Origin of the sequence: Paeniglutamicibacter sp., assembly GCF_046714615.1 — a bacterium.
In the GTDB taxonomy this organism is placed as follows: domain Bacteria; phylum Actinomycetota; class Actinomycetes; order Actinomycetales; family Micrococcaceae; genus Paeniglutamicibacter.
Genome location: NZ_JBKKAP010000118.1, coordinates 1 through 26531 on the forward strand (window position 1 = coordinate 1; position 26531 = coordinate 26531).

Annotated in this window: 22 protein-coding genes and 1 pseudogene; 18 read left to right on the top strand and 5 right to left on the bottom strand. The window is 62.5% G+C overall.

Translation table 11 applies throughout. From position 1 onward, the window contains the following. Window positions 1–74: 74 nt before the first annotated feature. Window positions 75–1352 (top strand): ISL3 family transposase, encoded by a 1278-nt coding sequence (locus ACLQ7E_RS14030; RefSeq protein ID WP_411733195.1) that lies wholly within the window; start codon window positions 75–77, stop codon window positions 1350–1352. Between the two features lie 571 nt (window positions 1353–1923). Here the strand turns inward: ACLQ7E_RS14030 and ACLQ7E_RS14035 are convergent. After that, window positions 1924–2142: a Flp family type IVb pilin gene (locus ACLQ7E_RS14035; protein ID WP_411733196.1), complete on the bottom strand. Its 219-nt coding sequence runs from the start codon at window positions 2140–2142 to the stop codon at window positions 1924–1926. A gap of 752 nt (window positions 2143–2894) precedes the next feature. On the opposite strand from ACLQ7E_RS14035, the gene ACLQ7E_RS14040 reads away from it, so the two are divergent. The 8 genes from ACLQ7E_RS14040 (at window position 2895) to ACLQ7E_RS14075 (ending at window position 11627) form a co-directional block, all read left to right on the top strand. Beyond that, window positions 2895–3251, top strand: coding sequence for a VOC family protein (locus ACLQ7E_RS14040; RefSeq protein WP_411733197.1), 357 nt, complete (start codon window positions 2895–2897; stop codon window positions 3249–3251). A gap of 555 nt (window positions 3252–3806) precedes the next feature. Continuing rightward, window positions 3807–4841 carry a LacI family DNA-binding transcriptional regulator gene (locus ACLQ7E_RS14045; protein WP_411733198.1) on the top strand — a complete coding sequence of 345 codons (1035 nt, stop codon included), beginning with the start codon at window positions 3807–3809 and terminating at the stop codon, window positions 4839–4841. A 54-nt stretch (window positions 4842–4895) separates the two neighbouring features. Continuing rightward, window positions 4896–6122: an extracellular solute-binding protein gene (locus ACLQ7E_RS14050; protein ID WP_411733199.1), complete on the top strand. Its 1227-nt coding sequence runs from the start codon at window positions 4896–4898 to the stop codon at window positions 6120–6122. 2 nt (window positions 6123–6124) lie between these two features. Further along, window positions 6125–7258 carry an ABC transporter ATP-binding protein gene (locus ACLQ7E_RS14055; protein ID WP_411733200.1) on the top strand — a complete coding sequence of 378 codons (1134 nt, stop codon included), beginning with the start codon at window positions 6125–6127 and terminating at the stop codon, window positions 7256–7258. Beyond that, window positions 7255–8184, top strand: coding sequence for an ABC transporter permease (locus ACLQ7E_RS14060; protein ID WP_411733201.1), 930 nt, complete (start codon window positions 7255–7257; stop codon window positions 8182–8184). Before ACLQ7E_RS14055 ends, ACLQ7E_RS14060 begins: the two co-directional genes overlap by 4 nt. Continuing rightward, window positions 8184–9116, top strand: coding sequence for an ABC transporter permease (locus ACLQ7E_RS14065; RefSeq protein WP_411733202.1), 933 nt, complete (start codon window positions 8184–8186; stop codon window positions 9114–9116). Before ACLQ7E_RS14060 ends, ACLQ7E_RS14065 begins: the two co-directional genes overlap by 1 nt. A gap of 177 nt (window positions 9117–9293) precedes the next feature. After that, window positions 9294–10631, top strand: coding sequence for an NYN domain-containing protein (locus ACLQ7E_RS14070; RefSeq protein WP_411733203.1), 1338 nt, complete (start codon window positions 9294–9296; stop codon window positions 10629–10631). A 180-nt stretch (window positions 10632–10811) separates the two neighbouring features. Beyond that, window positions 10812–11627: a hypothetical protein gene (locus tag ACLQ7E_RS14075; RefSeq protein ID WP_411733204.1), complete on the top strand. Its 816-nt coding sequence runs from the start codon at window positions 10812–10814 to the stop codon at window positions 11625–11627. Between the two features lie 222 nt (window positions 11628–11849). Here the strand turns inward: ACLQ7E_RS14075 and ACLQ7E_RS14080 are convergent, their stop codons facing one another. Then, entirely contained in the window at window positions 11850–12278 is a 429-nt protein-coding gene (locus tag ACLQ7E_RS14080; protein WP_411733205.1) for a hypothetical protein, read from the bottom strand. Between ACLQ7E_RS14080 and ACLQ7E_RS14085 the strand changes: the two genes are divergently transcribed. Beyond that, window positions 12262–12624, top strand: coding sequence for a hypothetical protein (locus tag ACLQ7E_RS14085; protein WP_411733206.1), 363 nt, complete (start codon window positions 12262–12264; stop codon window positions 12622–12624). The two genes, ACLQ7E_RS14080 and ACLQ7E_RS14085, sit on opposite strands and share 17 nt — an antisense overlap. Window positions 12625–12628: 4 nt before the next feature. Then, window positions 12629–13645, top strand: a complete 1017-nt coding sequence (locus ACLQ7E_RS14090; RefSeq protein WP_411733207.1) for a hypothetical protein — start codon at window positions 12629–12631, stop codon at window positions 13643–13645. A 92-nt stretch (window positions 13646–13737) separates the two neighbouring features. Here ACLQ7E_RS14090 and ACLQ7E_RS14095 read toward each other — a convergent pair. Then, a pseudogene (locus ACLQ7E_RS14095) lies at window positions 13738–13989 on the bottom strand (DUF4082 domain-containing protein); the annotation flags it as partial. Between the two features lie 106 nt (window positions 13990–14095). Next, complete coding sequence (locus ACLQ7E_RS14100; protein WP_411733208.1) at window positions 14096–18586, bottom strand: DUF4082 domain-containing protein; 4491 nt, start codon at window positions 18584–18586, stop codon at window positions 14096–14098. 283 nt (window positions 18587–18869) lie between these two features. On the opposite strand from ACLQ7E_RS14100, the gene ACLQ7E_RS14105 reads away from it, so the two are divergent. The 5 genes from ACLQ7E_RS14105 to ACLQ7E_RS14125 all read left to right on the top strand — a co-directional run bounded on the left by ACLQ7E_RS14105 (window position 18870) and on the right by ACLQ7E_RS14125 (window position 23058). Next, window positions 18870–19394, top strand: coding sequence for a hypothetical protein (locus ACLQ7E_RS14105; RefSeq protein WP_411733209.1), 525 nt, complete (start codon window positions 18870–18872; stop codon window positions 19392–19394). Between the two features lie 81 nt (window positions 19395–19475). Beyond that, window positions 19476–20315 carry an exodeoxyribonuclease III gene (locus ACLQ7E_RS14110; RefSeq protein WP_411733210.1) on the top strand — a complete coding sequence of 280 codons (840 nt, stop codon included), beginning with the start codon at window positions 19476–19478 and terminating at the stop codon, window positions 20313–20315. A 16-nt stretch (window positions 20316–20331) separates the two neighbouring features. Continuing rightward, window positions 20332–21369 carry a tryptophan--tRNA ligase gene (trpS, locus tag ACLQ7E_RS14115; RefSeq protein ID WP_411733211.1) on the top strand — a complete coding sequence of 346 codons (1038 nt, stop codon included), beginning with the start codon at window positions 20332–20334 and terminating at the stop codon, window positions 21367–21369. 2 nt (window positions 21370–21371) lie between these two features. Next, window positions 21372–21929: a 2'-5' RNA ligase family protein gene (locus ACLQ7E_RS14120; protein WP_411733212.1), complete on the top strand. Its 558-nt coding sequence runs from the start codon at window positions 21372–21374 to the stop codon at window positions 21927–21929. Continuing rightward, window positions 21910–23058 carry a YihY/virulence factor BrkB family protein gene (locus ACLQ7E_RS14125; RefSeq protein ID WP_411733213.1) on the top strand — a complete coding sequence of 383 codons (1149 nt, stop codon included), beginning with the start codon at window positions 21910–21912 and terminating at the stop codon, window positions 23056–23058. The genes ACLQ7E_RS14120 and ACLQ7E_RS14125 overlap by 20 nt, the downstream gene beginning before the upstream one ends. A 205-nt stretch (window positions 23059–23263) precedes the next feature. On the opposite strand, the gene ACLQ7E_RS14130 is transcribed toward ACLQ7E_RS14125, so the two are convergent. Further along, complete coding sequence (locus ACLQ7E_RS14130; RefSeq protein WP_411733214.1) at window positions 23264–24307, bottom strand: LacI family DNA-binding transcriptional regulator; 1044 nt, start codon at window positions 24305–24307, stop codon at window positions 23264–23266. 225 nt (window positions 24308–24532) lie between these two features. Here ACLQ7E_RS14130 and ACLQ7E_RS14135 point away from each other — a divergent pair, with 225 nt between their 5' ends. Then, window positions 24533–25402: a sugar phosphate isomerase/epimerase family protein gene (locus ACLQ7E_RS14135; protein WP_411733215.1), complete on the top strand. Its 870-nt coding sequence runs from the start codon at window positions 24533–24535 to the stop codon at window positions 25400–25402. Between the two features lie 62 nt (window positions 25403–25464). Continuing rightward, window positions 25465–26484, top strand: coding sequence for an autoinducer 2 ABC transporter substrate-binding protein (locus ACLQ7E_RS14140; RefSeq protein WP_411733216.1), 1020 nt, complete (start codon window positions 25465–25467; stop codon window positions 26482–26484). The last annotated feature ends 47 nt before the right edge of the window (window positions 26485–26531 follow it).

Sequence of the window (26531 nt, forward strand, 5' to 3'; positions counted from 1 at the left end):
AATAAGTAGGGCCCGCAGCCCTACGGAATTATGGGTGTTGACTAAGACATTCATAATTCCAAGGACCACGAGCCGTGTTAAATACTACGGGCGCAGGCGATGCTGCGTCGACCCTGTTCAATCTTGACGACTATGCGGTGCTGGGCGTAGAAGGATCTGGTGATTCCCGCTCGGTGCTGGTGGAGCCCCGCAATCCCGAGGCTCCGTGCCCTGCGTGCGGGGTGTTCTCTCGGCGGATCCAGGCCCGGCCCGTGCACCGGGTCAAGGACGTGGCCTGCGGCGGCAAGGGCCTGGAGGTGCTAGTCAGGAAGCGGCGTCTGGTCTGCCAGGAGGATGCCTGCCCGAAGCGGACGTTCGTGCAGGTCACCGATCAGGTGCCCTTGAGGTCGCGGCTGACCACGAGGTTGGTCGGGGAAATCGTGGAGGACGCCGTCCACGAGCTGCGCGCGGTCAGCGGCATCGCCAAGGCGCACGGCGTCTCCTGGCCCACGGTCATGCGCAAGTTGTTGGTGACCGAGCAGATTGTCCTGGACGTGGACCGGCGCCTGGTGCGCCGGCTCGGAGTGGACGAGCACCGATTCCGACGGGTCCGTTTCGTGCTGGGCACCACGGGAAAAATGATGCGGGTTGAGCCGTGGTCGATCGTGTTCACGGACCTGGACACCGGCACGATCCTTGACATCGTGGACGGGCGCCGAGGCAAGGCCGTGACCAGCTGGATGTCCCAGCGCCCCGAGCAATGGAGGCGGAACATCGAGTACGTCGCCATGGACATGTCCGCGGAATTCCGCAAGGCCATCCGCGACTCCCTGCCCGCCGCCCGGATCTCGGTTGACCATTTCCACATCATCCAGCGTGCCAACCAGATGATCACCGCGGTGCGCCGGCGCCGTTCCCATGACACCCACGGCCGCCGCGGGCGGATCACCGACCCGGCCTACAAATACCGCAAGTTGCTGACCTGCAACATCGAGAAGCTCTCCAACAAGCAGACGGAGAGGCTCAAGGAAGTCCTGGCATCGGATGTCGAACTCGGGGTCGTCTACGCCATCAAGGAACACGTCCGTGACCTGTTGAAAACACGTGACCGGGAATCATTCGCAGCCGCCTGGGCGAAGCTCGAAGCCTCCGTCAAGGCCACCGGCATGCACGAAGCCAAGTCCCTGTTCCGGACCTTCACCGCCTGGAAAACGGAACTGGAAACCTTTTGCCTCACCAGACTCACCAACGCCCGCAGCGAGGCCGCCAACCTCACCGCCAAGAACATCAAGCGGATCGGCCGGGGATACGTCAACCACCACAACTACCGATGGCGGATATTGTTGTACACGGCACGCCTCCGGCCGTGCTGAACACCCGGTCACCACGCTTAAAGTCGGAGAGCCCGATTCACCCCGCCCCAAGCCGTCGCGGCCATGACGCGGCAGGCGAGCACACTGATGGCAGGCGTGAGGTGAACGCGGGAACAACGATGAGCCAGAAACCATGCGGCGCGGTTTGGTCCCGGATGCGGTCTTATGCCGTCGTCCCAGCGAGCCTCCGCGGGAAAAGTGGCTCACGGCATCTTCATAAAGGCGAAAAATACTAGTCAGAATAAGAATTAAGGCCGCTTGACCGACAACCGTGGCGTCATCCCTAACCGGAGCCTGCCGCTCGTGCTGCCCACACGATGCAGCGATCTCCGTGGGCAAACGTCATGACGATCCGCGGCCGCAATCAGGGCTGTCGAAATGGCCTGAAACCATGCTGAAACGGCTTGGTTCTTAGCACTGAAATGGACTACTTTTGGTCGCCGGAAATCACATGCTCCTACCCTCCCCAAGTGGGCCGTGAAGCGGATGTGGTGTGAAATGAGATGGGCGGGTCGTTTCCGACCCGCCCATCTCGAACTGCGCGAGTGGATCCCGGTTGTGTCGCTTGCGGTTAGGTGGCGGGAGGCGCAGCAGGCGCGATCTGGGTCCCAACCTTGTCGAACATGAGGTCCAGGTTCGTGCCGATCAGGAAGACGGCGACCATGACGACGACGGCAATGCCTGCGACCATGATGCCGTACTCGACTGCGGTCGCTCCCTTTTCTGCGCGGCGAAGCTTGTTGCCGACGGTCTGCATGGCAAAGTAGATGTTTGCGAGCATGGTGTTCATGATGTTTCTCCATTTTCTACGTCAAGAAGGTGCGAAATCTATCGCCCCCCAGCGAATCATTCTTGATGAGAAATTGTGAAGGAATGAAGTGGTCCCCAAGTATCTAGACCCCATCCGATGCCTACTGCCTCTGGCAGCCCCCCAAACGGTTCCCCAACCGTTGGCACCTAGCTTGGAGTCTAGGAGAGAACTTTTATTCTGTAAAGGGGCTTCAAGATTTATTCTCTTTTCATTCTTCTCGGCGTCTCGAACAACGAAATACCGCATGTTGGTCGTTTTTGAGTGAGAAGCAGATTAGGGTTTACAACCGGCTGGTGATTAGGCATGTTCGCTCGCACTGGCTCGGTCCGGCATGATGAGAAAGTGCGCTTCGAAATTTGACGACCATGCTTGAATGGGCGAATCCCGGGTTATATGTTGACCGGTCGACAGCACCCAAATCCACCGCAGTATGGCGGGGATCGGTTCAATGCACCGCCGCGACCAGTGGTCAACGAGCTGCCCCCTATGGCTTCCTGGCTTTGATAGCTCTCCTCATGCGAGGCATCGCAAATCAAATGCGTCATGCCATGCTCGGCATGGGGTGCAATCAGTCGGCAGATTGGGCTCAGGGCCCGAGGCCATGAGTACGGACCATACATCCGCGAACACCTGTCTTCGATCGAAATTACTGTGGCCGCGTAGTAACCAACGGCGCATACTTATGGGGCAGGAAGACCCACACACACCAGACCTTGGAAGGGCGTGCGGACATGGTTGGCTCATGGCAAGCATTGGTTATTGACTGCGAAAACCCCGATACGTTGGCCAGCTTCTATGAGGAGCTGCTGGGTATGGTCCGAATCGAAAACGACGACGATTGGGTGGGCATCGGCGATGCGCCCGACCGCCCGGCCATAGCCTTCCAACGGGTGGATCCCTACGTCGCCCCGGAGTGGCCCGGGCACCTGCATCCGCAGCAGGCCCACATTGACGTCAAGGTCAAGGACCTTGATCTGGCCGAAGCCGAGGTCCTGTCCATGGGTGCAACGTCAATGGGAGCGGGCTCCAAGACTTACCGTGTGTACCTTGATCCGCAGAAGCATCCGTTTTGCTTGGTCAGCTGGTGAGCGTCGACATCGTGGACGAAATCCGACTGACATTGGGGTAGCTTCGCACTAATATTCGGGTGGACAAGAAGCGATGGCGTTAGCTGGATTTGGCCACGACGGAACTTGTCCTTATCGTCCGGCAGGAAGGGCTTGTTTAGCCCAGGGTCCACGCTTGCTTGGAGGTTACCCGGGAGCGGCTCGACAACCTCATGACTTCGCCCTTGCCTAAAGCGGATAGCTATCGGCCCGATCGACCCTGCCAGGTCCACAAAAGACGAGGAACCGACTGCGATGTCGGCGAACACTCGGCTCCCCGTGCGCATTCCCGGTCCGTTCGGCCCGTGGTAATGCCGCGGCAGGTGATGTTGCGTGACTCCACGACCTGGCGAATCCAGGCCCGGCCCGTCTGATAGTGACAACCCTTTGACGACAGTCCGGCCCGTTACCAACTCTTTACTTGAGCTGCCGCAAAAAAGGCTTGACGTGAACTGCAAACGCTTGCAGTATGTTTCATGTCACAGCAGGTCATTGCTGTCGGCATTGGGGCAGGATCTGATACAAGGTGGTGTGGGGGTGGCTGTAACCGTTCGCGATATTGCCCGGATTGCCGGAGTTTCCATCTCCACGGTGTCCCGCGCACTGTCCTCGCCCGAAATGGTGAACGCAGCCACCCGAGCCCGAGTGCAGGAGACTGCACGGAAGCTCGGTTACACGCCCAACCTCAACGCCCGCAACCTCATCACCGGCCGCAGCGGCGCCATCGGTCTGGTCGTTCCGGACCTCGAGAACCCGTTCTTCGGCTCCATGGCCAAGGGCGTGCAGGCCAGAGCACGGACCGCCGGCTATGCCGTCTTCGTTGCCGACACGGACGAGGACGTCTCGGTCGAAAGTGAAATCATCCGGGGTCTTTCCCGGCAGGTGGACGGTGTCATCGTCTGTTCGGCGCGAGGCACCGATGCCAGCATCCAGCAGCTTTCCCGGGACATGCCGCTCGTGCTGGTCAACCGGCGCGTCCCGGAAGTACCCTCGATCACCTTCGACCATGCGGAGAGTTTCCGATCTGTCATGGGCCACCTGATGGCGCTGGGGCACCGCAGAATCGCCTACGCGGGCGGCCCGCAGACCTCTTGGTCGAACCTCCAGCGAGTGCACGCCTTTACGGCATCGGGGCAGGAATTCCCGGAACTCGAGCTGGTCGATCTCGGCAACTTCCAGCCGGTCTTCACCGGCGGCATCCACGCAGGGGACCTGGCCATCGCCAGCGGCGCGACGGCGGTCATTGCCTTCAACGACCTGGTCGCCGTCGGGCTCATGGACCGGCTCCGGCAGCGTGGCCTCAGCGTGCCGGGGGACATCAGCGTCACGGGCTTCGACAACGTCCCGGTTTCCACACTGGTCTGGCCCACCCTGACCACCGTCGACTTCCCCCGCGTGCAGATGGGCCGGACCAGCGTCGACGCGCTTCTCGAGGCACTGCAGGGCTCGCCACGCACGACGGACTGCCACGAAATTCCGTTTGAACTGGTCGTCCGGGAATCGACAGGTGTCGCCAGGCCCCGCCCCGCGGCGTCGCCATCTAGCACCACCACATCCGCCCTCGGCGGATGACTCGCAACTTCTGGGCACCCACGTCCAGAGAGAAAAAGGATGAAGGAACACGATATGAAGGCTCGAAAGATCAAATATCTTGCGTCTACAGTCGCCGTGCTCGCCTTGGCAATGACTGGATGTGCGGCGCCGAACACCGGCTCGACGAACACAAGCCCTGCCGCAAGCGGCGGAGAGGTGCCGGACAAACCCTCCGCCCCCGTTAGCCTGCATATTCTGGATGTCGCGGGAAACCAGAAGCTCACGGGCCAGATGGTCGAGGACTTTGCGGCGGCAAACCCGGATGTCATCTCCTCCGTCACGTGGGAGACCGGCGGCGCGCCGGACCTGGTAGGCACCATCAAGCCGCAGGTGGACAGCGGGAATCTGCAGGTTGACCTGGTCCTGACCGGCAACGACGGACTCTCCGCCGGAATTGGGCAGGACCTGTGGGTCCCGCTCGTGACGGAGTACGGCGACCGGCTCTCCAACCAGGCGAACTACCTGGAACCGGCAGCCGCCATGCAGGAACTTGCCGGCGGCTTCGGCGCGGTCGTCACCTACTACCCGTCCGGACCGCTGCTGCAGTACGACCCGGACGTGGTCAAGGACGTCCCGAGCACCCCCGAGGAAGTCCTGGCCTGGGCCAAGGCCAACCCCGGCAAGTTCGGCTACGCCCGCCCGGCAAACTCCGGACCCGGCCGCACCTTCCTGATGGGCCTGCCCTACATCCTGGGAGACTCGGACCCGACCGATCCCGAGAAGGGCTGGGACAAGACCTGGGCTTACTTGGAGGAGCTGGGTGCCACCATCGACAACTACCCGACCGGCACCGGCCAGGTCATCACGAACATGTCCGACGGAACCTGGTCGCTGATCCCCACCACCACCGGCTGGGACATCGAGCCGAGGGCCGACAACCGCGAGCCGAACAAGATCGAGGCAGCTGCATTTGACGACTTCACCTGGGTAACCGACGCACACTACGCGGTAGTCCCGAAGGGCCAGTCGGCAGACAAGATCTCCGCGATCCTGCTCATGCTCCAGGACATGCTCACCCCCGAGCAGAACGCCAAGGCCTACGATTCGGGCTACTTCTACCCCGGCCCGGCCATCGAGGGCGCCACCCTGGACAAGGCACCGCAGAAGAGCCAGGACACCATCGCCGAGTTCGGCCGCGACTGGTACGACGCGCTGATCGAGGAAAAGGACAAGGTGACCCCGTTGACCCCGGAGAAGATGGTCAAGGCATTCGATCTCTGGGACCGCAAAATCGGCGCCGGAAAGTTCGAGGTCAAGTAACCATGCCACTTTCGGCCAACGCATTCGGATCCCTTGAACTGAAAAACGTAGGACGCAGTTTTGGAGGCCACGACGCGTTGGTCGACCTCAACCTGACGATCCGGGCGGGGGAGTTCATCGCCCTGCTCGGACCGTCGGGCTGCGGGAAATCGACGGCACTGAACTGCCTTGCCGGACTCCTGCCACTGACCCACGGGCAGATCCTCATCGACGACAAGCGTGTGGACGTCCTGCCCTCCGAAAAGCGGGACTTCGGGATGGTCTTCCAGAACTATGCGCTCTTCCCCCACCTCACGGTGGAGAAGAACGTGGCGTTCGGGCTGCAGATGCGCAACCGGCCGCGGGCGGAAATCTCCCGCCGCGTCAAGGAAGCCATCGCCCTGGTCAAGCTGGAGGAACACGCCAAGAAGCTGCCCGGCCAGCTCTCCGGCGGCCAGCAACAGCGCGTGGCCATCGCCCGCGCCATCGTGATCGAGCCGCGGCTGGTGCTCATGGACGAGCCGCTGTCCAACCTCGACGCGAAGCTGCGGCTGGAGATGCGCACCGAAATCCGCCGGCTGCACCAGTCCCTCGGACTGACCACCATCTACGTCACCCACGACCAGGAGGAAGCCCTCAGCCTCGCGGACCGGCTGGTGGTGCTGCGCGAGGGCCATGTCCAGCAGGTCGGCACCCCTGCCGAACTGCACGACAACCCGGCCAACTGGCACGTGGCCGACTTCATGGGATACCGCAACCTGCTGGACTTGAAGGTGGTCTCGGTCTCCGGTTCCTCCGCAAAGGTCGAGGGCAACGGACTCTTGCTGAACGCGACGATGGTCCAGCCCGCGGCCGCCGGCGACGAGGTGAGGGTGGCCATCCGCCCGCACGACCTCGTGGTCGCCCGCGAGGGACAGCCGACCGAGGGACGCAACACGTTCGAGGCGACGGTGTCCGTGGTCGAGTACCAGGGCCGCGAATTCGCCGTCGGGGTGAACACGTCCACAGGCAAGAACCTGTTCGTTCATTCCGAGTATGCCCCGACGCCCGGGGAAACCGTCAGGTTGGTGCTGGATCCGGCCAGGGCACTGGTCTACCGCACCTCGCTGGCCGCCGTCTCCGCCGAGGAGCAGGAACTCCTGCAGGTGCGCGGATGAGTACCCTCAAGACTGCACCGCGCCCGAAGGCTTCGGCCAGCCGGCGGCACCGGCTGGCGGAGCGCGGCATTGACAGCCAGCTGCTCATGCTCATCCCGGCGTTGCTCTTCGGGCTCGTGCTCTTCGTCTATCCGTTCACCTACGGCATCGGCCTGACCTTCCAGCCGCTGCCACGGACCCAGGAGCAATGGGGAGGCGGCTTCCTCGCCAACTACGTCGCGTTCTTCAAGGACCCGTTCCTCTTCGACTCGGTCTGGATCACCATGCGGCTGGCCCTGCCGGTGGCGCTTTTCAACGTGCTGGTCTCGGTGCCGATCGCCTTCAAGCTGCGCCACCGGTTCCGCGGCAAGCGACTGCTCTCCACCCTGCTGGTCCTGCCGATCACCCTCGGCACGGTCCTCACGGCCCAGGGCCTGCTGATCTTTGGAGGGCGCCAGGGCTGGGTCAACCGCTTCCTGATGGAGGCGGGCATCATCAACGAACCGTTCCCGATCGTGAACAACTACCTGGGTGTCATGCTCTCGCTGGTCATCTCCGGGTTCCCGTTCGCGTTCCTGCTGATCTCCTCCTACCTCTCGGGCATCGACCCGGCGATCGAGGCCGCGGCAAAAACCCTGGGCGCGGATTGGAAACAGCGATTTCGGCGCATCATCCTTCCGCTGCTCGCCCCGGGGCTGGCAACCACCTTCATCCTCACCTTCGTCCTGGCGTTCAGCGTCTTCCCCTCGGCCCGGCTGGTCGGTGACCCGCTGGGGGAGACCAGGGTGATGGCGCTGATGGCCTACCGCGCGTTCGGCGAACAGCAGGACTACGCCATGGCCTCGACGATCGCCATCATGATGGGCGTCGTGGAGCTGGTGGTGATCGCCGTGGTGCTGCTGTGGCGTTCGTTCCTCTACAAGGGTTCAACAGGAGGCAAGGGATAATGGCAATCACACCCATGGTCGAGTCGGCGCCGGAACCCGGACCCGCCCGCAAGCGCGGCAGGAAGCCGTATGCCAAGCCCTCCCGGCCTCCCGGCGAGGGGGCGCTGATCGCCTCGCCTGGCACCTGGTTCGTCTGGGCGGGTATCGCTGCCTTCTTCATCTTCCTGGCCGGCATCATCTCCAGCGTCGTGGTCGACTCGTTCGGCAAGCCGTGGTTCGACGCGTGGCTGCCCGAGACATTTACCCTCGACTGGTACACCGGGGCCTGGGAACGGTTCAACCTGAGCCAGATCGTCCTGGTGACCCTCGGAGCATCCTTCACCGTCGTCGTCCTGTCGATCCTGATCGGGGTGCCTGCCGCCTACGTGCTCGCGCGCCGGGACTTCCCGTTCAAGAAGCTGGTTACGGTACTGTTCCTGCTGCCGGTGCTGATGCCGCCGATCACCTACGGCATCCCGTTGGCCACGGTGATGTACAACTTCGGCCTGGGCCGCACGGTGGTGGCGGTCATCCTGGTGAACCTGGTGCCGTCGGTGCCGTTCGTGATACTGACCATGACCCCGTTCATCGAACAGATCAACCCGGCCATCGAGAATGCAGCCCGCATGTCAGGTGCGAGCATGCGCCGGGTCTTCACCCGGATCCTCGCCCCGCTGCTCATTCCGGGGATCCTGGCGGCCGCCATCCTGGTCCTGGTCAGGACGGTCGGCATGTTCGAGCTGACCTACCTGGTCTCCGGTCCGACCTCGGACACCCTGGTGGTGGCGATCTACCGGGCCATGACATCCTCCGGCGGCGGCGAGGCCCGGCAGCTGGTCTCCAGCATGGGCGTGCTCTACACCGCGATGATGCTGATCATCCTGGTGGTTGCGCTGAGGTTCGTGAATCCGACCCAGTTGGTGGCACGGGTGAAGGAGTCCCGCGACGACTGAGCGGACACCGTTGGTCGGGCCGGTGCGGGGGCGCCTGCCCGACCAACGACGCAGTGCAGTGGTGCCAAGCCGGATTGTCGCCACATATGGCGTCATCAGGTGGTGGAAAAGGATGAGTGCTCGCACAAACCCGACCCGACGAGGCAACCCCTTTTCAGAATCCAAGCAATATGTGCAGTGATTTTCCGGATTCTCTGCCAAGACGAATGGAACGAAGATTCGCACACTTTGGACCTTGGGGAAGGTATCCAATGGGCGAATGATTGGGGGATCGGAAGCATGGGCATGGGGGATGCCAAATCGGCACAGCGCAATGTGGCTGTGTTCATTGACATGGAAAACCTCGTTGGCGGCAAAGCAGCGGGTAGCACGGGGCTGCGGCTTGGTGAGCTGGTGACCGGCATTGAGAGCATTGTGCGGAAATCCGGTGTCGGCTCACACACCGCCGTGGTTCGCGCTTTTGCCCATTGGGGGAGTCCCGTGATGGCCGGCTTCCAGAGAGAAATCCTTGAAATTGGCATCGAGCCGGTTCAGATTTTTTCTTTTGACAAGCAAGTCAAGAACGCTGCCGACATTGAGTTGTGCGTGGATGTCCTTTCGGTTGCGCACGAGTCGCCGTGGATTGACGTGTTTGTGATTGCCACCGGGGATGGAGGGTTCATTCCCTTGGTTCGCAGGCTTCACGCCCTCAACAAGTTCGTGATTGTGGTCTCTACCAATGATCCGGATTCCGGGTTTGTCAATTCGCTCTTGAAGTCCGTTGCCGATGAATACCACCAAATTCCGATGTCGATGGTCCACGTACCGGTTTCGGAGCGGCCGTTGAAAGCACCCGCATCATTGGCTGCTGCAACTGTGAAGACAGTTCCCAAGGCTTCTGCCGCGGCCGCACAGAAGAAGCCCATCCAGCAACCCAAGTTCATGGTGGTCCGAACGGAGCAGTTTCCGGATCGGAGCAAGTTCTCGGCCATCACGGAGTTTCGACGCACCATTTATAGGCTCATCGAGCAGAGCCCTGAGCTTGTGGTCGACAACAGGGTCAACGCTGCCGGGTTGGGAAGCCGCCTGCGCAGCGAGTATCCACGACTTGGCTACAAGGCATGCGGGTCCAGAACTCTGACCGAATTTTTGGCTACGTACTGTGCGCTGGGAATCATGAAAATCGGTTCGCCACAGGTGCCCACGGCGGCAGCAGATATCACCGCGCCCAATCCTGTGGGTGTGTTGGCAGCGCCGGATGCCCTATCAACGCGAGCACAGAGAGTTGTTGTGGATGCTGTCCGCAGGGAATTTACCGCTGGTTCGCTGGGGCACGAAGTCGAGGTACGCGGTGCCGACGGATTGAATCTCAGCCAGGTAGGAATTCAATTGCGTACCGTCATCGAGGGATTCACGCCAACTCGCGCTGGTTTCCCGTTTCTTCACCAAGTCTTGGACCATGCGCTGAATCGCACAGACTACCGTGTTCGTTTCGAAGCAGGCAGTGCCGCCGTTGTGCATGCCTCCTATGCCTAAAGGGCCAAAGGCGAGGACCGGGCACCTCGAACCGGCCTGAAGCACTGCGTACGTCTCGCACCGGCGGTTCGCCAACAATCCCCAACGATTTCGTCAAGGGCCTGTTCAGACCCTGAATGAAATGCCACTATTGCTTTAGGGTCCGGTCCTGCGGATCCAATGACTTGGGGGAGTTGCAACATGGACGCAATAGACACTTGGTTGATTCAGGTCGACGTCGAAACCGTGGAAGAGCACGCGCAGCAGATTGCCTACGCCGAAGAGCCGGAGCCATTTTGGCCCGTCGCAGATCGGTCCGGTACGAATCCTCAGGTTGGTGACCGGTTGGTGCTCTGGCAAATGGGGGCAGGTGAAATCGCTGGTGCTGTAGCACTCGGCGTCGTATCAGAAACCGGTATGCGTTATCACGACCCGGATTATCACCTTAAGACGGAGGAGGATAAGCTCCGCCGTTCAGTCCATATGCACTTCACTCACTGGTTCCGCGATGCTCGTGTGACGCGGGTGGAGTTGAAGGAGGACCCGCGCTTCGAGGGGTTTGTGATGTTCAAGCCCTATGGCCCCGTAGGCAAAAATCCTTGGGCGCTCACCGACGCCCAGTGGGACGCTATCTCTGAGCGTATGCCGAAGTGGGCTGCCGTGGACCATCCCCAAAAGTCCTACTCCGTCAGCATCGAATGTGATTTTCCGGTGGATGACCCTAGAGATCCTCTTGAGAGTTTCCGGGAATTGCTCATGAATAGAGAATTCGACTGGTTCGGACTGAGTGCCACAACAGAAGAAATTCCCCTGCGTGACTGGGATTCTTATTTCATCAAGTCAGTGGAAATCACGGGTGTAGATGATACACATTTGGTCACGTGGACATCGACGGTAGTTGCCCGCTCGGCGGAAGAGGCAGCGTACATTGGCCTGGTCAATTTAGCCCACGAAGCCGACGAATCGGCCAGCGAAGATATCGTCGTCAGCGCGAAGCGCTATCCGGTCAGGCTGTAGTTTTCGGGTGTCTTCGCCAACATAAATTCCAGTATCGGGCAGAGTGTCCCACGAATGATGTGTGCTTCCGTGGGGCAATCTGCCGATGTGGATTCGGAATTGATGTTGAGCAAGACCGTACGTTGAAGCATTAACCATGGCGTACGCCAGCGCCTGGTTGTACGCTAGCCACAGGGAACAATTGGCTTGGGGCCACGGCCGTTTGAAGGCGGCCGATCGCATTTAGTGGGGACAGATGCAGAACAAGAAATGGCTTGCTTGGGCGCTCGCCGTCATCGTGGTTTTCGTGGGGGCATCTATTGCCTTCAACGTTGCTGCGCGCACGCCGGCTGCCAGCGTGGCCGGTAGCGATCCGAGTCCGAGCGCCACAGAAACGGCCACAACACCAGCCACTTCCTCCGGTGCGAACGTGAGCGCGCCAAGCAGTGAGAGCACCGCTACGAGAGCCACCACAAAAAAGCCATCGTCGGAGCCACCGGCATCCAGTGCCACGGGATCGAAGGCAACGGGCTCGACGCGCAATTCAGCGCCGACTTCGACATCCGGCTCGGCAATAGCGTCACCCAAGCTCGAAGTTCCCGCCAGCTCCAAGCCCAGTGCCACCACGCTGCCCAAATCGGTGAAGAAGGCTCCGGTGCTCTCCGGAACCATTCCGAAGGAAGGCACCGCCAAGGGGGAACTCACATCCGGGTTCCCCACCAAGGCGATGCCCATCCCGCAAGGGGCACGCATCATAGATTCCTCGGTCAGCACGCAAAAACGAAACGTTCAGGTCGCGGTCAATTACCGCACCTCAATGAGCGTCGAGGCTGTGCTGAAATTCTACGAGTCCGAGGCGGCCAAGCGCGGCTGGGTCGCCACGCGGGGCACGGCCGCCGATGGTGCCAAGAGCATCACGCTGGGCTTCGGGAATGACACCATGGCTGCCACGGTGCGGACCGCGCCCACGGGCGCCACCACCGTCGCTGCCTTTGGCACCTACGAGGTTGGAAAATAGTTCGGTGAAACCCAAACGCCAGCTCATTGTCGCTGCCATGGTTTTGGTCGCGCTTCTTGCCGCCGCGGGATTCGCGGTGAACTCGTTCATGGGGTTCAGGGAAAGAACGCAAACCCCTGCAATGGCAGCCCAGGAAAACCCGGAAGGCATCGCACAGATCCCGTTGGCGAACGCGGTGGTCTTCCGCGACACCCGGGACAGTGAAGACTATGGCAGGGTCGCTTGGGTTCCCCTGGACGCCCCGGACGGGCAACGAACCACTACCGGACTGTCCTGCGACCGGGTGTACCGCACCGGCGGGATGCTCTCCTGCCTGAGCGCCCAACGTGGCATGAACACGAGCTACGATTCGACCGTCTACAGCATTGGCGGGCACCTGTTGGCCCAACGCCCCCTGCCGGGGGAGCCAAGCCGCACCCGGGTCTCCGCCACCGGAATGGTCGGTACCACCGCCTTCATTACCGGCGAATCCTATGAATTCGTCGGCTTCTCCACCCAGACGACGATTGCTGCACCCGGGGGAACTGACTACGGGAACCTGCAGGATTTCGGCATCTTCGTCGGTGACCAAAAGATCACTGCCGAAGATCGAAACTTCTGGGGCGTGACCTTCGCCAAAGACGCCAAGACCTTTTACGCGACGGCGGCATCGGGGAAGCAGACCTGGCTGATGCGTGGATCCCTGACGGAAAAGACCATGCGTGCCGTGGTCGAGAATGCGGAATGCCCATCGATCTCCCCGGACGGCAAGTTCATCGCCTACAAGAAGCGCCGCGTTGATTCAGTACCGGCCCATTGGGACATTGCGGTGTATGACATCGCCAAGCAGACCGAGCAGCTCTACCCGCTGGAATCCGGTTTTGACGACCAGCTCGAATGGCTGGATTCAAGCACCTTGCTCTTTGGCCAACCACGGGACGAGGCCCCGGGGGATGCGGATATCTTCTCCTTGGACCTCGTGCCCGGGTCCTCGCCGAAGATATTCATTGAACATGCGTGGTCGCCCTCCATCCAGCGTTGAGGAGCTGGATCGAGGATGACTCCGCTGCGGAAGTTGTCGTGAGGCCTTGGCCTGCGGCCGTGAGTCGAGCAGGTCCTCGAAGTAGTTGTGCGCTACGACGTGGCGGACGAATTCATGACATCGTCGGTGCCATAGTCGTACCTGCCGTTGCTGGCGGCCGCCGCGAGGGTCCCGTCGGTTGACTTCTTGACGAAGAAGAGTGCCGTGGTCGAGATACGGCACCCGGGTGCCCGCTTCGAGACGGTGTAGATGCCGGCCACCGGTGCCACCGGCGTGGCACCGGTGGCACCCTGCGAACCGCGAGTGCTTTCGCCGGTGAACGTCACCCTGGCAGGCAGTTGCCCGGAGCCCTGAAGAAGTGCATCTTAACGTGCGTGGTCGCCCTCCATCCAGCGCTGAGGAACTGGATGGAGGGCGACCACGGGTCCGAAACGGCTGTGGGCGTAGCGCCTATGGCCGTGAGTAGATCAGGTCCACGAAGTAGTTGTTGCGTAACGAGGTGGTGGAGGAAGGCATGACACCTCCGGTTCCGTAGCGGTGCCGGCCGTTGCTGGTGGGTGCCGTGATGGTCCCGTCGGTGAAGGACTTGGCGAAGTACAGGGACGTGGTGGAGACGTGGCCCCTGGGTGCCAGGTACGAGACCGTGTAGGTTCCGGCCGGCAGCGCCACCGGCGTGGCGAAGGTGGCGCTTTGCCATCCGCGGGTGCTTTCCCCGGTGAACGTCACCATGGCCAGCCGTTGCCCTGAGTTGTTCCAGATGCTTCCGGTGTGCGTTCCGGTGTTGGTGCTCTCCTTGTAGAACCTCACCCCGCGGGCCGTGATCGGAACGGTGGTGCTGAACCTCAGCCCGACTTCAATCGAGCGGGTGTCCAGAGAATCCGAAAGCAGCGGCAGCGTGGACCCGAACAGGTTCACTGTTGTCGGCGTCGGCGTCGGCGTCGGAGTCGGCGTTGGAGTCGGTGTCGGTGTCGGTGTCGGTGTCGGCGTTGGAGTCGGCGTCGGCGTCGGCGTCGGAGTTGCGGTGGGGCTTGGCGTCGGGGTCGGCGTCGGAGAAGGCGCCGGGGCTGCCACGGTGCTGTAGACGAGGTCCACGAAGTAGTTCGTGTCGTTCCACGAGTTGCTCGGGACAGTGCCTCCTGCCCCATAGACGAAGAGCCCGTTGCTTCCCACGGTGCTCAGCGCACCGACGGTGCGCGGCTGCGCAAAGTCACCTGCGGTGTAGGCGTAGCCGCCATTCGGGGCGAGGTAGGAAATGATGAACGTCTGATTTGCCGCGATGCGCACCGGATTGCTGAGCACTACCGTTTGCCAGCCGGATGCTGTTTCGTTGGCGAAGGTCGCGGTGGCCAGGCGTGTTCCGGTGTCGCTCCACACCGAACCGGTATGGACGCCGGTGTTCAGGGTGCCCTTGTAGAACCGGATAGCCGCAACGTCGATGTCCTTGCTGGTCTGCAAACGCACGCCGAGCTCCACGGACCCGTTGTCTTGCGGGTCCAGGTTGGCGGGCACTTGCGTACCCAGGAACGTCGAGGGCGTACCGTCGGCACTGGCCGTGTAGAAGGACCAGCTTTGGTCCGGCAGCGCCGCACCGGAGGTGCTGGTGACGTTCTTGAGTGCCACTGTGTATGGCTTGCCGTTGGACAGCGACTGGGTTGGCGTGAACGTCAGCGTCTTGCCGTCGCTCGAGACGGACACCGCGCCGGCCACGGCCCCGGCCGGGCCGGTGAGCGTGTACTGGTAGCCGGCGGCCACTGGCTGGTTCAGGACGGTCACGACAGTGGAAGTGACAGGCACGTCGGTCGCACCCGGCAGGGGGGAGCGTGAGACCACGTTGACGGCCTGTGCTCCGTCCGGAACAAACGCCACGTCGACCAGATAATCGGTACTGGTGGCATTGTTGGGGAATCCGGTCGAATAGATGAAGGCTCCGGCATTGGCGGTGGTGCGCAGCGGGCCGAAGGTCTTGGCATCAAGGAGCCCGTTGGGCGTCACCGAATAGGTGCCTTCTGTCGTGTAGGCAACCACGTACTCTGTGTTGGCACTCACGTTCACCGGCGTTGAGAAAGCGGCATATTGCCAGCCGGAGGCGCTGTTGTTGGCGAAGTTGACGGTTGCCAGCTGTGTGCCGTTGGCCGTGTACAACTTGCCCGTGTGGGCGCCGATGTTCCCCGCATCCTTGTAGAACTGGACTCCGGCGACCTTGCCGGCTTCCGTGGGGATGAATCGCATGCCCAGGGTCAGTGGGGTCCGGTCGTCGATCAGGCCGGTCGTTGGAACCGCGGAGTCTTGATAAAGACCGCACGGGCAATCCCCGGGGGCGGCATCGGCCAGCACGGTCGTGAAGCTCCAACTATTGCCGCTGCTGACGGCATTGCCAAGCGCGTCCTGGGCGGACACCGTGGCCGTGTAGCCGGTGCCCATGGCCAAGGCGCTGGCAGGGGTGAACGTTGCGCGGCGCGAGGTCGAGTCGTAACCCGTGGACCCGGCCACGGAGGTGCCCGCAGCGGTCTTCAGGGAGATGTTCACGGTCCCTGGCTGCACGGCCCGGGAGAACGTCGCGGCGATCGGCGTTCCCAACGGCACGCTCTTCGCGGTGTCGAGGGGGCTGGGGTTGTAGGCCCGCAACGGGGAGGAATCCTGCGACTCGAAGATCGCGTCCACGTAGTAGTTGCCCTGTTCGTAGCTACTGGTGGGCATGGATCCGTTGGTGTCGTAGACCCCGGCGGCGGTGGCCCCGAAGCCGCCGGCCACGTGGAGCGGATCGATTCCGATGCCCCCGTAGGCCAGCAGGTAGCTCTTGGAGGCATAGTGCCCGGTGTTCGTCGAGTAGGAAACGATGTATTCGGTTCCCGCCGTGACTGCTATGGGGGAGCCGAACCTGGCTTCCTGCCAACCGCTGGCCGATTCGCCCGAGAAGGACACGGTGGCCAGGCGCTGGCCGCCCAGCGACCAGACCGAGCCGGTGTGTGATCCGGTGTTGGCGGTGCTCTTGTAGAAACGGACGCCGGCGACAAAGCCGTCGGTGGTCGGGGTGAAGCGCAGGCCCAATTCGACGGGGGAGGGATCGCCCGAGTCGGGGGCGCTCGGGACGGTTTCCCCGAAGACGCTGAACGGTCCGGTGACGGTCAGGGGGATGACGGTGGCGGTGGCCGGGTAGTTGCCGCTGTCGTCGATGCCGCGCACCCACAAGGCCTCGCCGTCGATGCCCTGCTGGATGTAGCTGAAGGACCAGCTGGCGGTTCCGGTGGCCGGGTGCCAATGGGCCCCCGCGTCGGTCGAGTATTCCACGCCTGCGACCACGCCGCCGCCCGCGTCCACTGCGGTGCCGGAGACCGTGTACTTCTTGCCGTTCTTGGCAGCCGCCGGCGGAGGCGTGGTGATGCTGATGCCCGGTGCGGTCGTGTCCGTCGACTTGGTGGCTGCCACGAGGCCCGACATCAGCGTGGCCGGCTGGGCGCCCATGTCTGCCATGAGGTTGACTTGGGCCTGCTGCATGATCGGATCCGGGGCGGCGCCGTTGCCGTCGTGTTCGTCGTCCAGCCCCCAGGTCCACTGGATAGAGCCGGCGGAGAATACCAGTGCGCCGCTCGCCGCCTTGTACAGACTCAGGTGGTGGGTGGTGGAACCCGGTGCCACGGAATTGCCGAAGTCCTGCAGATATTCCGGAACGGGACCTGTGGTCGTGGAGAGGAACACCTGGCCGGCGGGCCTGAAGCCGTTGTCAGGGGACTCGTTGGACTCGTAACCGATGGTGTGCGGCGCCAAGGCGCGGCTCGAGCTGCCGGACAGGGTCGTCAGCGGCGTGTTGCGCCATAGCCGGGTCTTGCCTTCCTGCGCGTTGACCGTGACGGGCAAGTCTCCGTTGTTCACGAAGTACAGCGACCCGGTCAGTGCGTTTTCGGGTTGCCCGGCACCTGCGCTCGACGGGGCGAAGCGTGGATCGCGGGTGGTTCCGGTCCATTGTGTGTTCGGGTCGATCTTGGCATTGGCCCAGGTTTCCTTGTAGCTGACCAAGGTCCTGTAAGCGGTGCCGTCGGCGGTCGAAGACTCGTAGCGCGTGCGCCAGTAGGCTTCGTTGCCCGAGAGGAATTGCAGGTTCACACCCGCATCTCGCGCCCCCTCGACGTTGTCCCACTGATTGACCGACCAGTATTCGTCGTGCCCAACCGAGAGGAACGACTTATGGTTGGTCAGCAGGTTGCCTCGGCGGTCGGTGTCGACGCCGCTGAAGTAGCTCACGTCGTAGCCATTGCGCTCGAGGAATCGCACCATCGGGTATTCGCTCCCGAAGTAGAAGTCGCGCGCCTCGATCCCGCCCCGGGTGTTGAACGGGCGGTTGTAGCTGATCTTGTAGGCGCGCCCGTTGGCTGCTCCCTGGTAGAAGTCGGAACCGCCATAGGTGTTGTAGGCGTGCCAGGTCGGGTCCGAGGTCTGGAAGAGGATGTCCGAATGGCTGGAGTCATCGCGCACGATGAAGGTGATGTGGCTTTGGTCGTCACGATCGGCCCGGTCGAGTTTGGCCACATAGACGCCCGATACCGCATCGGCCGGCACGTTCCAGCTGGCCGACACCGCCCAGTTCCCGCAGTCCACCAATTCGGTGGCCACGTCGTTGCGGCAGGCCGGCTGGTTCTGCGGCAGCGAGGCGCTGGGGCTCACCGAGGCGATCTTGCGTGCACCCAGTCCCTGGTACCAGCCGGTGCGGTAGATGTCGATGGTGTAGGCGCTGGCATTGGTGCTGATCTTGAAATCAACCCGGGTTCCGACGTTGACGCTGATGTCGGTGGAAAAGCCCTGGATGCTGGCGTCTCCGGCTCCCTGGATGTCCCATACAACGGGATCGGTTCCCGGCTTGGAGTTTTCGCAGACGATCTTGTTGGCCCCGGGCGCGCAGGGATCTGCCGCCACCGAGCTGGGGGCAGTCAATGTGACTGCGACCATGGCCAGGGCACTGGCCAAAGCCAGGAATCGTCGCGATGTCCTGACCGGGGGAGGCGGGCTGCCCTTGAGATGGTTCGGACGCGAAATATTGCGACGAATAGGCCCCAAGAATCCGAATGACATTGCCATGATATTTCCCCACGAATCTGCGCATGCGGCGTGGCCGCGTTGCGTCCCCAGTCTCACGTATCTGGCTTGAGTGTAGGATTCCGCCAATTAAGCTAACAAGCGTAATCGATACTCGGATTCGGTCCTGCCGCCACGTGTTTGAGAGAATAGGACCATGGAACCCCTCGGTAGTAGACCGGCCCCCGCGCAGGGCAAAAAAATCACCATCAATGCCTCGACCCTCTCCCTGGCCGTCATGGTCACTGTCTTCCTGGTGGCCGTCGTCTTTGCAGCGAACCAGAATGACGTCATTGGCTGGCTCGTTGTGGTGATTTCGTTGGGCTGGCTGCTGCTCTCGGCGTTCCTGGTTCTTGGACTCAAGCGTGGTGCGGCGAAGATGACGACCCAGCTCAAGGCCGCAACTGCGGCAGCTGCCACACGTGGCCAGGGCGCCCCAAGCGCCGGCCCCGTCGTGCTGGACGAGGCAACGCGCAACCGCGACCTGAAGCTTGACCACTCCTTCAAGATCATCCAGGTGCAGACCCAGGTCGTGAACGAATACCGGGTCCAGGACGGTGAAGAGGCAGCGGGCATGGTTGACCGCGCCCTGGAAACCATCGAGATCACGGCCTCCAACGCCCGTGACATGATGAAGCCGTCCGGACGCGGAGAGCCCATGACCGGCGAGGTCATCGACTAACTTTTCGGAGCCGCCGATGGCTCGGCGACACCCCGGCAGAGAGCCGGGAACCCTTCGACAACTATCGGTAAGGTGGATAGCGTGATACCTACCTCAGAAGAGATCCTGACCAAGTCCGACGGCTCGTTGCGAGTCGCCTCGGTGAACGTCAATGGCATCCGCGCGGCCTACAAGCGCGGCATGGCCGACTGGATCGCCGCCCGTGACGTCGATGTGCTGTGCCTCCAGGAGGTCCGGGCACCGGATGCGATCCTGCGCGAACTCATTGGCGACGGCTGGCACATCGTGCACGCCGAGGCCAAGGACAAGGGCCGCGCCGGGGTGGCAATCCTCTCGCGTGCCGAGCCGGTATCCACGCGCAGCCACATCGGCGACGAGTACTTCGAGACCACCGGCCGTTGGGTCGAGGCAGACTTCGCGCTGGCCGACGGCAAGGTCCTGACCGTGGTGAGCGCTTACGTGCACTCCGGCGAGGTCGACACCCCCAAGCAGGTGGACAAGTACCGCTTCCTTGACGTGATGACCTCCCGCCTTCCGTCGTTGAAGTCCGAAAAGGACCACGTGCTCGTGGTTGGCGACCTGAACGTCGGCCACAAGACCCTCGACATCAAGAACTGGAAGGGCAACGTGAAGCGCTCGGGCTTCCTGCCCGAGGAACGCGCCTACTTCGACCGTTTCTTCGGCGAGGAAATCGGCTACAAGGACGTTGCACGCGAGCTGGCCGGCGAGGTCGACGGCCCATTCACCTGGTGGTCGTGGCGGGGGCAGGCCTTCGACAACGACACCGGATGGCGCATCGATTACCACATGGCCACGCCGGGACTCGCTGCCCTCGCGACCAAATCCGTCGTTGACCGCGCATCCAGCTACGACGTGCGCTTCTCCGACCACGCTCCGCTGGTCGTCGACTACCAGTTCTAAAGGACCTACCCCACGCATGAGCGATTCACTCGCCACCACCACCCGTCCGCGCGTCCTGTCGGGCATGCAGCCCTCGGCCGACTCCCTGCACCTGGGCAACTACCTTGGTGCCCTGGTCAACTGGGTCAAGACCCAGGACGACTACGACGCCTTCTTCTTCATCCCGGACATGCACGCCATCACGGTGCCGCAGGATCCCGCCGAGCTGCGCAACCGCACCCGGGTCACCGCCGCGCAGTACATTGCCGGCGGCATCGACCTGGAGAAATCGACGCTCTTCGTCCAGTCGCAGGTTCCCGAGCACGCCCAGCTGGCCTGGGTGCTCAACTGCCTGACCGGCTTCGGCGAGGCCAGCCGCATGACCCAGTTCAAGGACAAAAGCTCCAAGGGCGGCGCGGACGTCGCTTCGGTGGGCCTGTTCACCTACCCTGTGCTCATGGCAGCCGACATCCTGCTCTACCAGCCCCAGGGCGTTCCGGTGGGGGATGACCAGCGCCAGCACGTGGAACTGGCCCGCGACCTGGCCAACCGCTTCAACCACCGCTTTGGCGAGACCTTCGTGGTGCCGGAGGCTTTCATCAAGAAGGAAGGGGCCCGCATCTACGACCTGCAGAACCCGACCTCCAAGATGTCAAAGTCCGCCTCCAGCCCCAACGGCCTGATCAACATCCTGGACGAGCCCAAGACGGTTGCCAAGCGCATCAAGTCCGCCGTCACCGACGCCGACACCGTCGTGGCCCACGACCGGGCGAACAAGCCCGGGGTGACCAACCTGCTGGAGATCCTCTCGGCAGTCTCCGGGACCCCGATCCCGACGCTGGTCAATGAATTCGAAGGCAAGATGTACGGCCACCTGAAGGTGGCGGTGGCCGATGCCGTCGTCGAGGCGCTGACCCCGGTCCGCACACGCACCCTGGAACTGCTCGAGGACCCGGCCGAGCTGGACTCGATCCTGGCGGCCGGCGCCCACAAGGCACGCGAGGTCGCCTCCAAGACCCTTGCCGATGTCTACGAGCGTGTTGGCTTCATGGCTCCCTTGGGTGGGATCCGCTAACCATGGGCACCCAGGCGGGGGAGGCGACCGGCAGCGACGTCGCAGAGGCGACGGCGCTGGGGGTCGTCATCGAGATCCCCGCCCCGCTCGAGGACTCCCTGCGGGCCTGGCGCCAGCGCTACGGAGGGGAGGGCTCGGCGCTCATTGCACCACACATCACCCTGGTCTCCGGCTCCACCACCGACTGGGATGCGGCGGTGAGGCATGTGCACCAGGTCGCGGCCCGTGCCTCCGCCTTCACCGTGCGCCTGCATGGCACCGGGACCTTCAGGCCCATCAACCCGGTGGTGTACCTGAACGTCGAGGAGGGCGCCGAGGCCTGCGGGCAGCTGCACGACGCGTTGCTTGCCGGCCCGATGCAGCATGAGGTGAGCTACGGCTACCATCCGCATCTCACGATTGCCCATGAGGCCGACGACGCGGCGATGGACCTCGCCCAGGAAGAGCTCAAGGACGAATCCTTGAGCTTCACCGTGGACTCCATCGGCCTCTTTGGCCTTGATGCCGCCGGCGCCTGGTCCCTTCGTGAGGAGCTGGGCCTTGGCGGGCCGTCGCGCTAAGGGCGCCAAGGCGCCGGCGTGGGACTCGACTTACGACGTTGAACCGGCGGATTCCGCGACTACTTCCTTTGACCCCGTGGCCGAGGAACTGGGGACCCGGGCCCCCGGCGTGGTGGCCCGCCGCTTTGTCGGAGCCCCGGTCGTGGCGCCGCCCTCTCCCTTGGAGCCGCGCGCACTTCGCGCCTTCATCCGGCTGAAGACCCAGGAACTTTATGCCGTGCGTGCGGCCGGAACGCCCTGGCTGCGCTTCAAGGCGTTCTGCATCCTGCTCACCGCCAGGTTCTACGCGCTCTACCCCGTGCGGGTGTGGAACCTGTATATCCGCCGCCGCGGCCCGCTGCTGGCCGCCGGCAGCGCCTACCGGATGTTCTTCTCCATCGCCGCGATGCTCGTGGCGGGATTCGCGGTGCTGGGACTGTTTGCCAGCGACAATCCGGTGCTGCGCGACGGCGTGATCGACATGGTTGCCGCCGGAACCCCCGGGCTGATCGACACCGGCCACGGGGGACTTGCCACCCCCGAGCAGCTGCTGGGGTTGCGCAGCTTCGGGCTCACCCTGGCGATTTCCCTGGTGGCACTGGTCCTGACCTCTCTGGGCTGGCTGGCCGGACTGCGCGAGGGCATCCGCACCATCTTCGGCCTGAACCGGGACCGGTCCAACCCGGTGGTCTCCAGGCTGCGTGACGGCCTGCTGTTGCTGGCCCTGGCCGTGGCGCTGATTGCCTCCAGCGCCCTGGCACTGGCCAGTTCGTCGCTGCTCGATTCCATGGCCCACATGCTCGGCTTCAACGGGTGGTGGACCAACGCGCTGGCTCCGGTGGCCTTCGTCGTGGCCATGTTTGTCCTGGATTGCGCCACGGCCTGGATCCTGTTGCGGGTGGCCTCGCGGGCGAAGGTGATCGACGGGGGATTGGCGGCCGGTGTGCTGCTGGCCGGTTCGGTGGCAGCGATCCTGCGGTTCCTCTCGGCCATGTTGCTGGCCTCGTTGACCAACAACGTGCTGCTGGCGCCCTTCGCGGTGATCCTGGGGCTGTTTGTCTGGTTCAACCTGCTCAGCCAGGTGTACTTGCTCGCGGCGGCCGTGGTCGCGGTGCGCTCGGCGGACGTGGAGCGGGCGCAACGGGGCTAGGCTCCGTCAGGAAATATTGGGCCCCTTGGCCCGGACCTCATGTCTCAAAGGCAGCGGCACCCGCCTCGTTGAAAATCCATTGGTGATGGGCAACCCCCGAATATGTCTGGCAACGCGGGGGCGCAACCCGGGACCGTTGAGAGGGGAGGCGATCCGCGACAACCCATTTTCGGATCTCCTGGTCATATTCCGTTGACCGGCGGAACTACGTGGTTGGGGGTTTGACCTTTTGGGTCGCCCGCCCTGTCGTGGATTCCCGGACGACAAGTTGGGCACCAAAGACCCGATGTTGAATCTCCCGTGTGGCCGTTCGTTCGATTTGGTCCAGGAGCTGTTGGCCGGCCGCCCGTCCCATTTCATATGCGGGCTGGCGGACGCTCGTGAGCGGAACCGCAGCCTGGCGGGCGTACTGGACATCGTCGTAACCGACGATGGCTATGTCCTCTGGAACCTTGATCCCTGCCCGCAGAAATACATTCAAGGCTCCGACAGCCACCATGTCATTTGCAGCGAAGATCGCATCGGGCCGCTCATATTCCGGCATGGCCAAGATCTGTTCCGCCGCCCCGATCCCATCTTCCACGGTCAGGTTCTTTACCGAGATGGTAACGACGGTCGTCTCTGACTCGGAGGCCCCGACAGCCTGAAGCATGCCGGACAATCGGTCGGCGGACTGCACCACGTTGTTGGGATTGCCAAGGAAGGCGAGGCGGCGCCTGCCCATCTCCAGGAGATGCGCGCCTGCGAGCCGGCCGCCGCCTACATCATCGAATGTCACGGCCGAAATCTGGCTTGAGTCCTCCGTGGGCCCTACTACAACGCATTCAATGCCGCGATTTTGCAGCTGCTCCAACCTTGCCGCGACGTGACCCTGGGGGATGATCACCAGACCCTGTACCCGGTGGGCTTCAAACATGTCCAGGTTGGTTTTTTCGCGCTCGGGATCGCGATTGCTGTTGCTGAAAAACAGTGACCACCCCCGGTCTCGAACTACGTCCTCCACGCCCCGGGAAAGATCACTAAAGAACGGTAGCCAAGCATCCAGCAGAATCAGGGCCAGCGTCTTGCTGGACCCGGCTCGAAGCTGGCGCGCCGACTCATTGGGCACGAATCCGAGTTCGGCTATGGCGTCGGCAACCCGCTTGCGGCTTCGTTCGCCAAGGAGCTGCGGATGGTTGAGGTAGTTGGATACGGTGGACGCGGAAACGCCTGCCAGTGCGGCAACGTTCTTGACACTCGCTGCCATCATCTCTCCTTTTCGACAGGGTTCGTAGCGGTTAGAGTATGCCGAAAATTTACACGTTGCAAGTTTGCCGCGCATCCCTGCAGAAGCTTAACCGGCGGATGAGTTGCAACGTTACAAGTGATACTTGACACGTTGCAAGAGGGGGCATATTGTTTTCCTTACTGCCCAATTGCAACGTTACAAGTCTAGTGATCGTTGCACTGAATTCGAGCTCACTTAGGATATGCAATGAAAATTGGTTGCCATGGTCTGGTCTGGACCGGCCGCTTTGATGCTGAGGGTATCCGCTACTCCGTACAGAAGACCCAGGAAGCCGGGTTCGACCTCATCGAGTTCCCGCTGATGGACCCCTTCTCGTTTGACGTAGCCACTGCCAAATCCGCATTGGCTGCCAGCGGGTTGTCTGCCTCGGCATCGCTCGGACTCTCGGAAGCCACTGATGTCAGCAGCGAAGATCCCTCCGTTGTCAAGGCAGGCGAAGAACTGCTGAATCGCGCGCTGGAAGTCTTGGCGGAGCTGGATTCCACGGATTTCTGCGGCGTGATCTACAGTGCCATGAAGAAATACATGGAACCGGCGACCGAACGAGGGCTAGCCAACAGCAAGGCCGTCATCGGTCGCGTGGCAGACCGAGCTGCGGCCCTGGGTATCAACATGTCGCTCGAGGTTGTCAACCGATACGAAACCAACGTGCTCAATACCGGGCGACAGGCCTTGGATTACCTTGCCGACGTCCAGCGTGGAAACGTGGGCATCCATCTGGACACCTACCACATGAACATCGAAGAATCGGACATGTTCTCCCCGGTCCTGGACACCGCAGCGGCACTTCGATACGTCCACATCGGTGAGAGCCACCGTGGCTACCTCGGCACGGGAAGCGTCGATTTTGACAGTTTCTTCAAGGCGCTCGGCCGCATCGGTTACGAAGGCCCGGTTGTCTTCGAATCGTTCTCCTCCGCCGTTGTTGCACCGGACTTGAGCCGCATGCTCGGCATCTGGCGCAACCTGTGGGCGGACAACGAAGAATTGGGCGCGCATGCGAACGCGTTCATCCGGGACAAGCTCACTGCGATCAAGACCATCGACCTGCACTAACTGCTAGGGGGCCGCGGCGCAGCCGCACCCGGATTTCAATACCTATCCAAGAGGAGAAAACAATGTTGCGCAATCGACTGCTCAAGGGAGCCGTAGTGCTCTCCGTCGGAGTGTTGGCCATCACCGGCTGCACCAACAAGAACGATGCCGCCGCCAGCGGCGACGAAGGCGGCAAGACCACCGTCGCCTTCGTGCCGAAGCTTCAAGGAATTCCCTATTTTGAGGCGATGAATGAGGGTGGCAAGCAGGCAGCGGAGGAGCTCGGCATCGAATGGCTCTACCAGGGCCCGACGACCGCCGATGCCGCCGCCCAGGCGGATATCGTTCGATCGTTCATTCAGCAGAAGGTCGACACCCTGATCGTCGCCCCGAACGATCCCGACTCCATGGCTCCGCTGCTCAAGCAGGCACAGGATGCGGGAATCAAGGTTGCGACCGCCGACACGGACGCGCCAAACTCGGTACGCCAGGTATTCGTGAACCAGACCACGGAAGAAAACCACGGCAAGGCCCTCAACGAAAGCCTCATGAAGGCCATGGGCGGAAGCGGCGACTTCGCCATCGTTTCCTGCTCCGAGACCGCGGCGAACCTGAATGCCTACATCGACGTCATTAAAGAGGACATGGAGACAAACTACAAGGGTGTCAAGCTGGTCGATCTGGTTTACGCCGGTGAGGACCAGTCCAAGGCCGCAGCCATGGCAACCGACCTGATGAACGCCCACCCGAATTTGAAGGGAATCGTCGGACTTTGCTCCGCGGCAGCACCTGGTGTTGCCCAGGCGGTGAAGGACGCCGGGAAGATCGGCGAGGTCTTTACCGTGGGTGGTGGCACCCCCATGTCGATGGCCCCTTATTTGAAGGATGGTTCCGCGAGTGCTTCGGTGCTTTGGGATGTCCAGAACCTGGGCTACCTGACCGCATGGACCGGCAACGAGCTGGCCGAGGAGAAGACCCTTCGGGCCTCGTTCGACGTCAACGAGAAGATCAAGGGCGTCTCCTATGACGCGACGAGCAAGGTTGAGCTGCTCGGCCCGCCGCTGGTCTTCACCAAGGAAAACGTAGACCAGTTCAAGTACTGACATGTTCCGTGCGGTGCTCATGAGCACCGCACGGAATCTCGCCCTCG